Annotated in this window: 7 protein-coding genes and 1 pseudogene; 3 read left to right on the forward strand and 5 right to left on the reverse strand. The window is 76.2% G+C overall.

What is annotated here, in order from left to right; translation table 11 throughout:
- Positions 1-367: 367 nt before the first annotated feature.
- Together ACFVUH_RS36085 and ACFVUH_RS36090 are read right to left on the reverse strand one after the other, a co-directional pair.
- Positions 368-1,693, reverse strand: a pseudogene (locus tag ACFVUH_RS36085) (PP2C family protein-serine/threonine phosphatase); the annotation flags it as partial.
- A gap of 146 nt (positions 1,694-1,839) precedes the next feature.
- Positions 1,840-3,225: an NAD(P)/FAD-dependent oxidoreductase gene (locus ACFVUH_RS36090; protein WP_387917792.1), complete on the reverse strand. Its 1,386-nt coding sequence runs from the start codon at positions 3,223-3,225 to the stop codon at positions 1,840-1,842.
- Between the two features lie 534 nt (positions 3,226-3,759).
- On the opposite strand from ACFVUH_RS36090, the gene ACFVUH_RS36095 reads away from it, so the two are divergent.
- Both ACFVUH_RS36095 and ACFVUH_RS36100 read left to right on the forward strand, forming a co-directional pair.
- Positions 3,760-4,821: a TetR/AcrR family transcriptional regulator gene (locus tag ACFVUH_RS36095; protein ID WP_387917794.1), complete on the forward strand. Its 1,062-nt coding sequence runs from the start codon at positions 3,760-3,762 to the stop codon at positions 4,819-4,821.
- 545 nt (positions 4,822-5,366) lie between these two features.
- Positions 5,367-7,604, forward strand: coding sequence for a sigma-70 family RNA polymerase sigma factor (locus ACFVUH_RS36100; protein ID WP_387917796.1), 2,238 nt, complete (start codon positions 5,367-5,369; stop codon positions 7,602-7,604).
- 60 nt (positions 7,605-7,664) lie between these two features.
- Here ACFVUH_RS36100 and ACFVUH_RS36105 read toward each other — a convergent pair whose 3' ends face one another.
- From ACFVUH_RS36105 to ACFVUH_RS36115, 3 genes are all read right to left on the reverse strand, one after another.
- Positions 7,665-8,369 (reverse strand): DsbA family oxidoreductase, encoded by a 705-nt coding sequence (locus tag ACFVUH_RS36105; protein WP_387917798.1) that lies wholly within the window; start codon positions 8,367-8,369, stop codon positions 7,665-7,667.
- Between the two features lie 100 nt (positions 8,370-8,469).
- Positions 8,470-8,991: a universal stress protein gene (locus ACFVUH_RS36110; protein WP_387917799.1), complete on the reverse strand. Its 522-nt coding sequence runs from the start codon at positions 8,989-8,991 to the stop codon at positions 8,470-8,472.
- A 220-nt stretch (positions 8,992-9,211) separates the two neighbouring features.
- On the reverse strand, positions 9,212-11,386 hold the full coding sequence (locus ACFVUH_RS36115; protein WP_355366776.1) for an asparagine synthase-related protein: 2,175 nt from the start codon (positions 11,384-11,386) through the stop codon (positions 9,212-9,214).
- Positions 11,387-12,120: 734 nt separating this feature from the next.
- On the opposite strand from ACFVUH_RS36115, the gene ACFVUH_RS36120 reads away from it, so the two are divergent.
- Positions 12,121-13,548 carry an MFS transporter gene (locus ACFVUH_RS36120; protein WP_350547828.1) on the forward strand — a complete coding sequence of 476 codons (1,428 nt, stop codon included), beginning with the start codon at positions 12,121-12,123 and terminating at the stop codon, positions 13,546-13,548.
- Positions 13,549-13,595: the final 47 nt, after the last annotated feature.

The raw sequence follows: 13,595 nt of genomic DNA on the forward strand, positions 1-13,595 counted from the left end.
TACCAGATGTTTTCCGTGCCGTTCCCGGCGCTTCCTTCATCCAACTCGCTGGCGTCTTCTGCGGCTTGACGCCCCGTCCGACGTTTCAAACTCTAGCCGATCACCGCTCCGAAAAGCGAATCCGGCCGCAATCCCTAAAAACAGGCACACCAAATAAACCCTGAGCCGGAACGCGTCGAAACAAATAGCGACACGCCTCGGCCCGTAACCGGGAAGAGGTGGTGTTTCAGAGGATTGGCTGCCCCGGGACCGTCCGCGCCGATGCGTGTCCGGTGCTCCCTGCCAGGCAGCTCGAAGAACACTAGACCTCTCGGGCGGCCGAGTCAAGCGCCGGTCTTCCTCCGGGGGACTGATCGTCGTCCACCAGCTGGAAGACCAGCACGGCGACGTCGTCGTCGTGCTCGGAGGTGACCCCCATGGCCCGCAGCAGGCGGGCGCAGACCACCTCGGGCGTGCCGACCGCGCCGCCGAGGGTGCGGGCGAGCTGGTCGAGGCCCTGGTCGATGTCCTCGTCACGGCGTTCGACCAAGCCGTCCGTATAGAGGACGCCGGTGGTGCCGGGCAGCAGCCGGAGGGTGTGCGAGACGTGGACTCCTCCCCCGGTCCCCAGTGGCGGGCCGTTCTGCTCCTCACTGCGCAGGACGGTGCCGTCGGGGCAGCGCAGCAGGATCGGGAGGTGGCCCGCGGAGGCGTAGCCGAGGGTGCGGCGCCGCGGGTCCCAGACGGCGTAGGCGCAGGTGGCGATCTGGTTGGCGTCGATCTCCATGGCGAGGCCGTCGAGCAGGGTCATCACCTTGTGAGGGGGGAGGTCGAGCCGGGCGTAGGCGCGGACGGCGGTGCGGAGCTGGCCCATGACGGCGGCGGCGCGCAGGCCCCGGCCCATGACGTCGCCGATGACGAGGGCGGTGCGGCCGCCGCCGATGGCGATGACGTCGTACCAGTCGCCGCCGACCGCGGCCTCGGCTCCGCCGGGCTGGTAGGTGGCGGCGACCCGGAGGTCGGCCGGCTGGTCGAGCTTCTGCGGGAGGAGGCTGCGCTGGAGGGTGACGGCGGCCTCGCGGTGGCGGCGTTCGGATTCGCGCAGCCGGGCGGCGGCCAGCACCTGGTCGGTGACCTCGGCGGCGAAGACGAGGACGCCGGAGGTCGGGTCGTCGCTCGTTGGAGTGGAAAGTGCGGGCCGGCCGTCGGGGCCCGCACGGCCCGGGTCGCGGGTGAGGGGGACGCAGGAGACGTTGTAGTAGCGGTTGCCGGTGAGGCCGAGGATGCAGCGGGCCTTGACGCTGCGCGGGCTGCCGCCGCGGATCACCTGGTCCATCAGGGGCAGGACGCCGAGGGTGCCGAGTTCGGGCAGTGCGTCGCAGGCGGGCAGGCCGGTGGGGCGCTCGCCGAAGAGTTCGCGGTAGGCGCGGTTGGCGTAGCCGAGCTGGTGCAGCGGGCCGTAGGTGACCGCGACCGGGGCCGGGATGCGGTTGAGGACCTCGCGGAGGTCCTGGGGCCGGTGGGGGTCGAGCACGCCGGTGGGGTCGAGGGCCTCGGCGGTGTCGGCTTGTCCGGCGGGGCCGGTGGGGTCGCGGGGGCCGGGCACCACGACGGCGTCGCCGGACGGCGCGCCGCGGTCGGTGCCGGCCCCGGACGGCGGGGTGGCACGCCACGGGACTCCGGTGAGCCGGGCGCTCCAGCGCATGAGGTTCAAACGACGGCCGCTTCCTCGGGTTCCAGACATATCATCACTTCTTGTGCACTCGTCAGCACACGGGGTAATGACTCGGTCGGGCAGATCCTGTCAGGCGGAGGCCCGATTCCGGAAGTCGTCCGCGCCGGGCGGGCCGCCCGGGCGGCTCACACCGGACGCTCGTCGGCCGGGGCCTGCCGTTCGGGCCGGCCGAGCGGGACGACCTCGCGGGGGAAGAACCCGGCCAGCACCCAGTCCGCCAGGACCCGCACCCGTCGCTCGCTGCTCGGCAGCCGGCGCAGATGGCGGGCCCGGTGCAGCCACCAGGCGCGGCGCCCGGTGAGTCGTCCGCCGCGCCGGGTGTGGGCGACCGCCCGGCCCAGGCCCAGTGAGGTGGAACAGGACGGGGCCTCGGGCCGGTACTCGGCGATGCCGGGCGCATGCGGGCCGCCTTCCAGTGCGACCAGCACATTGGCGGCCAGCAGTCCGGCCTGCGCGAAGGCGTGCTGGGCGTTCGGCGCGCACGGTGCCCCGTCCGCGTGCGGGTCGGGTACGGCGGCGCAGTCCCCGGCGGCCCACGCTCCCGGCAGCGCGCGGCCGTCCGGGCCCAGCACCTGGAGGGTGGGCAGACAGCGGATCCGGCCGGTGGTGTCCAGCGGCAGATCGGTGGCGCGCAGCACCGGGTTCGGGCGGACCCCGGCCGTCCAGACCAGGGTGCGGGCGGCGAACCGGCTGCCGTCGGAGAGCGCCATGACCCCGCCGACGGCCGACTCCAGGGTGGTACGCAGACGGACGTCGACGCTGCGCTCGCGCAGTTGGTCCAGGGTGTGGTCGGCGAGTTCGGGCGACTCCTCGGCGAGGATCCGGTCGGTGGCCTCGACCAGCACCCAGCGCAGGTCCTCGGGGGCGATGTTGTGGTGGCCGCGGACGGCGTACCGGGCCATGTCCTCCAGCTCGGCCAGCGCGCCGACCCCCGCGTAGCCGGCCCCGACGAACACGAAGGTGAGCGCGGCCTGGCGGAGCGCCGGGTCGCGGGTGGTGGCGGCCAGGTCGAGCTGCTCCAGGACGTGGTTGCGCAGGCCGACGGCCTCGCCGACGGTGGAGAAGCCCCGGCCGTGCTCGGCCAGCCCGGGGACGGACGCGGTGCGGGAGACCGCGCCGGGGGCGAGCACCAGGACGTCGTAGTCGAGTTCGACCGGCGCGGGCGGTTCGCCCCGGCCGGCGGCGTCGGCCCAGGCCCGGCGGGTGGCGTGCTCGATCCGGGTGATCCGGGCGGTCAGCACCTTGCACTCGGTGAGCTCGCGGCGCAGCGGCACCACCACATGCCGGGGGTCGATGCTGCCGGCGGCGACCTCCGCGAGCAGCGGGTGGTAGGTGAGGTAGGCCTGTGGCTCGACCACGGTGAGGTGGACCTCGCCGCGGCGCAGCCGCCCGCGCAGGCCGCGCTGGAGGTGCAGCGCCGCGGCCATGCCCGCGCAGCCGCCGCCGACGATCAGGATCCTGATGGCGCACCTCCTGTCGATGGGGCCCGGCGCCCGCCTTCGACCGGGCATGCCCCCATCACGCCCCCCAATAAAGGACCGTCGGCGCCGTCTTGTCCACCGTCCGTACCGTGACGGATGGGGCCGCTGAGGTCCGGCGGGGACAGATGTGCTGCCGGGGTGAGTTTCTGACGCACTTTCGGCCTCGAACGGCCGTGAACTATGGTCGGATTGTGTGGCGGCGCGGCCACTGCCATGTCAACTGGCGGCGACGCACCGTGGAGCGGCCATTACGGCCAGTTCTAGTGTTGGCGGGAGAACCCGACTGCGGGACCGTGATCCGGGGAAGGGTAGTTCCCGGACAAGGCCCCGGACGGGCGCCGACACGCCGTGTCCGATCGCCTCGATCGGGCCGGCGGCGCCCGCCGGATCGGGGTCCGGGTGTTCTGCGCGTGGCCGCACCCGCGGTCGGGCGTCCCCGGGCGGCACCATCAACGGCACGAGCGATGGGTCATCGGTCATTTCTTTCAGGCGTAGCTGCACCGGGGGGTGCAGGGGCGGGCGACGACAGGGTCCGGAACCGGACGCCTGCGGGGGAGAGTTGGGATGATGGAACAGGAGCGACTGTTGGGACGAGCGGGTGCGGCACACCCCGTCCAGGGCGTGGTGCCGGAGCAACGCGGGCCGGCCGAGCCACCCGGAGATTCCGGTGCGGCCGGCGTCCCCGGGCCGACCGGGACGGCGTACACGGCGGTCCCGTACCGGGGCGGCGAGACGACGCAGGCCGGTGGGCCCCCGTCGGGTGCCCGGCTGCGGGTCGACGCCCGCCGGAACCTGGAGAGCGTGCTGCGTGCGGCGCGTGAGGTGTTCGGCGAGTTCGGCTACGGCGCGCCGATGGAGGAGGTGGCGCGGCGGGCCGGGGTCGGCGTGGGCACGGTGTACCGGCGCTTCCCGAGCAAGGAGGTACTGGTCCAGCGGATCGCGGCCGAGGAGGTCGCCTGGCTGACCGCCCAGGCGCGCGAGTCGCTGTACGGCGGCTCCGGCGCGTGGGAGGCGCTGGCCGGGTACCTGGCACGCGCGGTGTCCACCGGGGCCGGGCGGCTGCTGCCGCCGGAGGCGTTCCGGTACGCCGAGGAGCTGGGGCGGGTGCCCGAGCAGCGTTCGCCGGAACCGGTGGGGCCGGTGGGCTCGGTCGGGACGGTAGGACCGGTAGGACCGGTCGGGTCGGTCGGCGGGTTCGGCGCCGTGCTGTACGAGCCGCTGCGCGGCGAGGCGGCGGCGTCCCGCGGGTTCCCGGACTCCGGGGTCCGGGCGAGCGAGGCCGAGGCCGCGGCGCTGGTCGCCGACGCCGACCCGAGGCTGCTGCTGCAGTTACTCGCGGCGCTGGTCGCGCGGGCGGGTGCGGCCGGTGAGCTGCGGCCCGGGGTCACCGTCGCGGACGTGGTGCTGGTGCTGACGGCGTCCGTGCCGGTGCACGCGTGGCGCGGTGCCCCGGCGGGCGGTGTCGGGGCCGGGACGGCACCGACAGCCGTTGGCTCGGGTGCGGCGGGCCCGGTGGCCGGGGAGCCGCCGCAGCCGGCCACTGATGGGCAGACGGACGGCCAACCCGTCGAAGGCCCGTCGGACCGGCTGCTGCAGATCCTGCTCGACGGCCTGCGGGCCCGCTGAACGTCACCCCGCCGGACGGCCACCGTCCGCTGCGGGCAAGGAGGTTGGGGAACCGGGCAGCGCGTGGAACAGGGTCGCGCGCCCGGCGTGAGCGACGCCCGCCAGGACGCCGCGCGGCAGGCGAACACATCCGCGACGGCCCCACGGAAGAGTGGGTCACGGCCGGTCCGGCTACCGCCCAACTCTGCCCTATGCCATCCTTTGCCCGTGGTTGGAGCCAATGTCCCGATGCGCGCCGTTCGCGTGCCCTCGGCGCCGTGCAGCGGGAGCTCGTGCGCCCACGCACTCCCGCGCGCCCTGCCACACTACGGGGGCTGTCGTGGAATCTGGGGTCCGTTGTGAGCGCCGAGGAACAGAACGACTACGGATACGGCCTCGACTTCGGCCGGTCCGCCGGGACCGGGCCCGACCGGGGGGCCGGCTGGAGGCCCAGCGGCCCGGACACCGATGCCGGGGGCCCCGGCGGCGGTTCGACGGCCGGTTCACCGGCGTCCGGACAGGTGCCATCGGGGCAGGCGCGGTCCGGCCACGTCCAGTCGGGGCAGATGCAGTCGGGGCAGGTCCACTCGGGACAGGCCCACTCCGGGCTGTCGGCGGGCCAGGTGCCGGACCAGGCCGGGATGCCCAGCCGTGAGACCCTTTCCGCCTCCGCCGCCGCATTCCCCCAGGGCCGCGTCCCCGGGCAGGCCCCCGCCGGGCGCGGCGGCGTCACCCCGGAGGCCTTCGTCGGCCCCGGCGCCCCGGCACGCCCCACCGTGCCCGCGCCCGCCGATCCGGTCGACGGCGAACGTCCGCCCTCCGACGCCGAGTTGACCGCGCTCGTGCGGGCCGGCGACGACACCGCGTACGAGGAGATCTACCGTCGGCACGCCGACTCGGTGCGCCGCTACGCCCGGACCTGCTGCCGCGACAGCTTCACCGCCGAGGACCTGGCCGGCGAGGTGTTCGCGCGCACCCTGCAGGCGCTGAAGGCCGGCAAGGGGCCGGAGTTCGCCGTCCGCGCCTACCTGCTGACCGCCGTGCGGAACGTCGCCGCGGCCTGGACCCGCAGCGAGCGGCGCGAGCAACTCGTCGACGACTTCAGCGTGTTCGCGCAGACCTCGGCCGCCGTCGTCGACCTCGACCTGGCCGACCCGGGCGCCGACGCCTGGGCGATGGCGATGGCCGACCAGCGCATGGTGATGAAGGCCTACGCCGAACTCCCCGAGGACGACCGGATGGTGCTCTGGCACACCGAGGTCGAGCGGGAGTCGCCGAAGACCGTGTCGGTGATGCTCGGCAAGACCGCCAACGCGACGGCCGTCCAGGCCCACCGGGCCCGTGACCGGCTCGCCGCCGGCTTCCTGCAGGCCCATGTCTCGGGCAGCCAGGCCCGGGACTGCGAGGCGTACGCCAACCGGCTCGGTGCGTACGCGCGCGGCTCACTGCGCAAGCGCGCCTCGGCGGAGGTCGGGCGGCACCTCAAGGAGTGCGACCGGTGCACGGCCGCCTGCCTGGAGCTGTCCGAGATCAACCACGGGCTGCGCGCGCTGCTGCCCGGTGGGGTGCTGGTCTGGATCGGCGTGGGCGGTGCCGGTGCCGCCGCGGCCGCCGTGGGCGGGGCGGCGGTGGTCGGCGGCGCGGCCGCCGGAACCGCGGCCGCCACGGCGGGCGGTGCGGCGACGACGGGAGCGGCGACGGGAGCAACGGGGGCGACGGGTGGAGCCGGGGCCGCCGGTGGCGGCGGTGCGGGCGCGGGTGCGGCTTCCGGTGCGGCCGGGGAAGGCCTGGGCACCGCCGCCAAGGCCGGTATCGCCGCCGCCATCGCGGTGGCCGCCGCAGCCGTCGCCGCGTACGCGCTCACCGGCTCGCCCGAGCCCAAGCCCCCGGTGGCCGCTCCCCCGGCGTCCGCCCCGGCCGTGCCCGCGCCGGCGGCCCCCGAGCCCGGGGCGGCAGCCCAGGAACCGGCGCCGCGGCCGGACCCGGTCGGCCCCGAACCGGACTCCGTGGAGGAGCCCGCTCCCTCGCCGTCCGCGCCCGTGGCTCCCGGCGTGACGCCCAAGCCCGCCCCGCCGGCCGCACTTGGCACGCCGTCGGCCGGTCCGGCGTCGGCCTCGCCGACGACCGCGCCCGCGACGGCCGCACCCACGCCGACGCCGACGTCGGCACTCTCCCCGACCCCGACCCCGACGCCCAGCGCGTCCCAGAGCCCGGTCCCGGTGATCCCGCAGCCGAGCCTTCCGCCGCTGCCCACACCCGAACCACCGGTCATCCCGACGCCCCAGCCGCCGGTGATCCCGACGCCCAGCGCCACGGCGAACGTGCCGACGGTGGTCCCCACGCCGCCGCCACCGGCCGACTTCTGGGCCGACGGCCTGCCGGTGATCAAGCCCGGCAACAACCGGGTGCCCCCGCCCCAGCCGAGCATCCGGCAGAAGGGGAGCGACTGGTTCTGGCAGCGGAACGACCTGTCGATCGCGGGCGCCGAGCATCGGCACGGCATCTCCGTGCACGCTCCGGCGACCACGCTGATCGACCTCAACCGCACCTGCACGTCCTTCGACGCGGTGGCCGGGATGGACGACCTGAGCGTGACCTTCGGCGGCGTGGTCTTCTCGGTCCAGGGCGACGACGGGCGGACGCTGTGGAGCTCGCACACGCTGCGGGCGGGCGACGCGGCGGTGCCGGTGCACGTGCCGCTGGACGGGCAGAAGTCGATCAAGCTGGTGGTGACGCCGGTGAACGGCATCTGGTCGGCGCTGAACATGGCCGACTGGGCCGAGGCCCGCTTCAGGTGCGTCTGACCGTCTGAAGCGGGCCCCGGGGGCGGCTCGGACCGGGCCGCCCCCGAGGGACGGGGCGGCTCAGATGGCGCAGGAGCCGTCCGCGCAGGCCTCGCCGGCCGGGGCGACCTGCACCGGCGCGGGCCGGCGCTCGCCGATCTCGGTGGCGACCTGCTCCAGCACGCGGCGGAAGGTCTCGGAGTCCTGGCCGCCCTGGACGGCCCACTTGCCCTCGAAGACGAAGGTCGGCACGGCGGTGATGCCCAGCTCGCGGGCCTCGGCCAGCTGCGCGCGGACCTCGGCGGTGCCCTCGTCGCCCGCGAGGTAGGCGGCCACCCGGTCGCGGTCCAGACCCGCCGCGACGGCGACCTCGGTGAGCGCGTCGCGGTCGCCGACGTCCACGCCGTCGGTGAAGTGCGCCTTGAGCAGGGCCTCCTTGAGACGGCCCTGGGCGGCGGCGCCGTACTCGGTCTCGGCGAGGTGCAGCAGGCGGTGGCCGAGGAAGGTGTTGGCGTGCAGGGCGGCGTCGAAGTCGTAGGTGATGCCCTCGGTGCGGCCCAGCTCGGCCACCCGGGCGTCCATCGCGACGGACTGCGGGCCGTAGCGCTCGGCCAGCCACTCCCGGTGCGGGCTCGCGGTGGCCGGCGCGTCCGGCACCAGCTGGTACGGCCGGTAGACCACCTCGATGTTCTCCTTGCCCGCGAAGCCGTCGAGCGCCTGCTCGAAGCGGCGCTTGCCGATGTAGCACCAGGGGCAGGCGATGTCGGAGTAGATCTCGACCTTCATGACGGGGGCTCCAGGGAAGTGGGGAGGGGAGTACGGTCCGAAATTGGTGAACGGTGAACCATCTCGGGGCATTCCCGGCGCTCCAGGGAGCTCCCGGCGCTCAGTTCTCGGGCGGGGCGGGGACGACCAGCACGGGGCAGGCCGCGTGGTGGACGACGGCGCTGCCGACCGAGCCGAGGAGGAGGCGGGTGAAGCCGCCGTTGCCCCGGGTGCCCAGCACCAGGGTGTGCTGGCGGGCCGAGGCGGCCAGCAGGACCTCGATCACATTGCCGAGCACCACGTGCAGGGACATCTCGGCGGTGCAGGGGTGGGGGCGGGCCTGCTGGACGGCGGTCACCGAGCGGCGCAGACCGTCGGCCATCGACTCGACCAGGGTCTCCACGCTCTCCTGGACCAGCTCGGCCATCCCCGGCGGGTAGCCGGCGGGCGCCGGATTGACCACGGCGAGCACGTACAGGGGCAGGCCGTGCGCCTCGGCCTCGGTCATCGCCCGTTCCAGCGCCCAGAGCGAACCGTCCGACCCGTCGCACGCCGCGAGCACCCCCGGCGGTCGCCCCGTCGGCGGCCTCCCGAGCACCGAGAGCACGACGGGGGCGGACGGATCCGGGCTGGCGCTGGTCACCACGACCTCCGTGGATGCGGGAGAGGGGGGAAGGGAAGGGACGGAACGCCCCGCCATGATCGCCGCCCGACCCCCGCCCCGCCCCGAGCCGCGCCGAACGAACCCAGGAGGCACAACGCGACGCACCGGCCGCACAGGAAGTCGGACCCGCCGACTTTCCACTCCACACGCGCGGGGCCGACCAAGGGGAATCAGGAGACCGGTCGGCATATTTCGGGGGTCAGGGGAAGCGGGTGGGGGTGAGGGCGGGGTGGGTGGGGTGGGGGAGGCCGGTCCAGCAGGCGCCGTGGCGGCGGGCGCGGATGCGGCGGAGCCAGAGTTCGGTGGCGACCAGGTCGGCGAGGCCGGCGAGGGTGGCGGGTGGGAGGGGGGTGGCCCGGTCGGCGGCGCGGGTGAGCGCGGAACGGACGGCGGGGAGGTCGATGAGGCCGGCCTCCGCGAGCAGGGGGGCGTCGAAGAGTTCGGCCAGGCCGTCGGCGGCGAGCCGCAGGCCCGCCCGGGCGGGGGCGGTGCGGTCGGGGCGGGGCCCGCGTCCCCAGTCGGGCGGCAGGTCGGTGCGCCCGGTGCCGGCCAGGACGGACCGCAGCAGCGCGTGCCGGGCTCCGGGCTGGAGGCGGACGTCGTCCGGGAGCAGCCGGGCGGCGCGCACCACCTGGTTGTCGAGGAAGGGCGCGTGCAGGCGCTGCCCGGGCTGTTCGGTGGCGTGCACCAGCGTGCGGAAGCCGCGCGCGTGCCGGTGGAGGGCGTGCCGGGCCCGGTACGCGCCCGGGTGTTCCCCGGGCGCCGGTTCGCGCGCCGCCAGGCGCAGCCGCAGCGCGACGGCGGAGAGCGCCTCGTCGGACAGCCAGCGGGCGGCCGGCCCCGGGACCACCCAGGCGAGGTCGTCCGCCGAGCGGGTGCCCGCCGTACCGCCGCCGTCGGAGGTGCGGCGCAGGGTCAGCTTCACGGCCGTGTCGTCGAGCGCGTCCGCGTACCGGCTGCGGGCGAGCCGGTGGGCGGCGCGCAGCACGGTGAGCGGGGTCCGCAGCGCGCCCGCGAGGACGCCGGCGGCGGCCCGGTCGGCGCCCGCCAACGCGGCTACCGGAGAAAGGAGTTCGCGCGCCCGGCCGGCCCGGACCAGGTCGGCCAGCCGGGCCGGGTGGCCGTCCAGGACGTGCCGGGCACCGTGGCCGGTGAGGTGCTCGGTGCCGCCCGCCTCGAACCGGGCCCCGGCCCAGGCCGCGGCGACGAGTTCCGGCCCGGGCTCGTCGGTGAGCCGCCCGGCCGTCGGGTCGGCGCGCAGGTCCGCGTAGGGGAGGGTGTCCGGGCCGGTGGCGAGCACGATGTGGCGCAGTCGCGGCACGTCCGGGGCGGCGGGGGCGGCGGCGTCGCCGGAGGTGATGGCGGCGACCGGCTCGGGGGCGGTCCGCGGTCGGCCGGCGGTGCGGGCCCAGGAGCCCTTCACGGCGCCGGTGCGCACGACCGTCGGCCGGTCGACGCCCGGTCCCGGCTCCGCCGCCGGTCCGAACTCGGCGGGCGGCGGCCCGGGCTGCCGCGGGACGCCGGCGGCCGGCGGAACGGCGGCGGCGAGCAGGGCGACAGTGGCCGACGCCGGCCCGTACGAGAGGTCGACGCCGAGCCGGGCCCGCCCCGGCGGCCCGGCCGGGCTGCTGCGGACCCGGAAGCGGACCGATTCCAGCAGCGCCCGGGTGAGTTCCCGGACGGCCGCCGCCTCGCCGCGCCCGCGCGCCCCGCCGGCACCCGGCTCGTCGTACCCGGAGAGGAACGGCCGCCCGTCCCGCAGGCCCAGCGCGTGCCCGGGCGGCACCCGCTGCACGCCGAGGTAGGGCGTGCCGGTGCCGAGTGCCTCCGGTGCCTCGGGGCAGGCCAGCCGGGCGGCGAGGTGGCCGGTGTCCAGTGGTGCGCCGATCAGGTCGGCGAGCGGCAGGGCGGCGGTGGCGTACGCGGTGCCGCCGCCCCAGGGGGTGTGGAAGACCGGTCGGGCGCCGGCCAGGTCGGTGAGCAGCACCGTGGAGCGGGTGCCGCTGCGCAGCACCACGGTGTAGCCGCCGGGCCAGGCGGTGAGGTGGCGGACGGCGCCGCCGCGGGCGGCGGCCAGGCCGGCGGCGAGTTCGGCGTCGGTGGCGCCGCAGTGGCCCAGGACGGCGAGCCTCAGCACGGCGGGGCCGGCCTCGACCGGGTCCGGGCCGGTGGGGCCGGTGGTGACGACGGCGGGGGCGCCGGGCCGGAGGGTGACCAGGCGGATCTCCTCGGGCCGCCAGTCGCCGACGGCCCAGAGCGGGTCGGGCCCGCCCCACAGGGGGCGCGCGGCGATCGGGGCGACCGCTCCGGGCGGCTCGTGCGCCGGCGCACCCGGTCGGGGCGCGCCCGTGCACCAGCCCGTCAGCCACCGCATCACGCCTCCACCGCACGAGGACCAGCACCGCGCGGTGCGCCCGTCAGCGGGCGGTCCCCCTGGTCGGCCCGTGGCGCACCGTCAGAAGACATGGTGCCACCGGTCGCGCTCCCGGTGACCGGAGTTGTCGTTTCCGGTACGCCTCCGGGCGGGCGCGTGCACCCACCGGCACCCGGCGTCGAACGCCCGGACGACACTCGGACGCCCCCCGGACAACGCCCCGGACGGGCCGCCCCGTCGGGGCGGGCCGGGCCTCCCCCTCCTCGGCCCGGACCGCCCTCCGCAACGCCCTGTCATGGCCATCGCGAAATGGCCGAAAGACGTCGCTCTGCCCGGGAGGGCATCCGCATGCCCTCCCGGACGGCGCCACCGCCCGCGGGGATGTAGGCGGTGGCATCCCCCGGCCCGCCGGGTCCTCGACGGCGGGCCGACCCACGACCACCAGCGAATCGCCGACCAGCCGGTCGGGCCAGGGGGCACGGCCGGGCGCACATCGACACGGGACCGGAGCACGACGCTCCGGCGCGCCGCCCGGACACCCCCGGACGGCCGGATCCGCGCGGTCCGCACCGATCCGCCGGACCGCCCACGTGCCGGACCCGGGCGCGCGATCCCGCCATCCGGAATGCGGCCTCTTAACCGTCGGAACGCGTCCGACTACTCTAGGTACAGCAGCTACGGCCCGGTGCCGCCCGGGCCCCGCGCACAAGGCCGCAGGAGGTGCCCCCGCCACCATGACCGTCAGCCCACGAGGACCGAACGAACGGCTCGGCACGCTCCTGACGCTCGCTCAGATCAGCAACGCGGGGCTGGCCCGCCGCGTCAACGACCTCGGCGCACAACGCGGGTTGACGCTCCGCTACGACAAGACCTCGGTGGCCCGCTGGGTCAGCAAGGGCATGGTCCCGCAGGGGCCCGTCCCGCACCTGATCGCCACCGCCATCGGCGGCAAGCTCGGCCGGCCGGTGCCGCTGGAGGAGATCGGCCTCGGCGACACCGACCCGGCACCCGAACTCGGCCTCGCCTTCCCGCGCGAGGTCCCCGACGCGGTGCGCTCCGCCACCGACCTCTGGCGGGTCGACCTCGACCTGCGGCGCGGCCCCGGCGGCGGGCGCTGGAGCGACAGCCTGGCCGGCACCTTCTCGGTCGCCGCGTACGCGACCCCGGTCTCCCGCTGGCTGATCACCCCCGCCGACGGCTCGGTGGCCCGCGAGGTGCCGCGCTCCCCCGCCGAGGCCGGCTCGTACCGGGTGGGCCACTCGGACGCCGCCAAGCTCCGCGAGGCCGCCCAGGAGGCCCGCCGCTGGGACTCCAAGTACGGTGGCGGGGACTGGCGTTCGTCGATGGTGCCGGAGTGCCTGCGGGTCGAGGCGGCACCGCTGCTGCTGGCCTCGTACAGCGACGCGGTGGGCCGGGCGCTGTTCGGCGCGACGGCCGAACTCACCCGGCTGGCCGGGTGGATGGCCTTCGACACCGGCCAGCACGAGGCCGCCCAGCGCTACTACATCCAGGCCCTGCGGCTCGCCCGGGCCGCCGCGGACGTCCCGCTCGGCGGCTACGTGCTGGCCTCGATGAGCCTGCAGGCCGGGTACCGGGGCTTCGCCGAGGAGGCCGTGGACCTCGCCCAGGCCGCCCTGGAGCGCAACCGGGGCCTGGCCACCGCCCGGACGATGAGCTTCTTCCACCTGGTCGAGGCACGGGCCCAGGCCAAGGCGCGGAACGCGGCGGCGTGCGCGACGGCGCTCGGGGCGGCGGAGAGCGCGCTGGAGCGGGCGCGCGCCGGGGATCCCGATCCGGCGTGGATCGACTTCTACGCCTACGACCGGCTCGCCGCCGACGCCGCCGAGTGCTTCCGCGACCTCGGTGTGCCCTCCAAGGTCCGCCAGTTCACCCGCGAGGCGCTGGCCCGGCCCACCGAGGGGTTCGTCCGCTCGCACGGCCTGCGGCTGGTGGTCTCCGCGATGGCCGAGGCCGAGGCGGGCAACCTCGACGCGGCGGTCGCGGCGGGCGAGCGCGCCGTCGACGTGGCCGGGCGGATCTCCTCGCAGCGCAGCCGCGAGTACGTGGTGGAGATGCTGCGCCGGCTGGAGCCGTTCCAGGGCGAGCGCCGCGTCCGCGAGTTGACCGAACGGGCCCGCGCGGTGATCGTCGCCCCGGCCTGACCGACGGCCCCGCCGACGGCCCGGCCCCCTCGACCGGCCCCCGCCGG

Origin of the sequence: Kitasatospora sp. NPDC058032, from assembly GCF_042885845.1 — a bacterium.
Lineage (GTDB): Bacteria > Actinomycetota > Actinomycetes > Streptomycetales > Streptomycetaceae > Kitasatospora.

Excerpts from the sequence above, each read along its gene's own strand:
- ACFVUH_RS36090 (WP_387917792.1), bottom strand. The coding sequence starts at position 3,225 with ATGCCCGGTCGAAGGCGGGCGCCGGGCCCCATCGACAGGAGGTGCGCC.
- ACFVUH_RS36095 (WP_387917794.1), top strand. The coding sequence starts at position 3,760 with ATGATGGAACAGGAGCGACTGTTGGGACGAGCGGGTGCGGCACACCCC.
- ACFVUH_RS36100 (WP_387917796.1), top strand. The coding sequence starts at position 5,367 with ATGCAGTCGGGGCAGGTCCACTCGGGACAGGCCCACTCCGGGCTGTCG.
- ACFVUH_RS36105 (WP_387917798.1), bottom strand. The coding sequence starts at position 8,369 with ATGAAGGTCGAGATCTACTCCGACATCGCCTGCCCCTGGTGCTACATC.
- ACFVUH_RS36115 (WP_355366776.1), bottom strand. The coding sequence starts at position 11,386 with ATGCGGTGGCTGACGGGCTGGTGCACGGGCGCGCCCCGACCGGGTGCG.
- ACFVUH_RS36120 (WP_350547828.1), top strand. The coding sequence starts at position 12,121 with ATGACCGTCAGCCCACGAGGACCGAACGAACGGCTCGGCACGCTCCTG.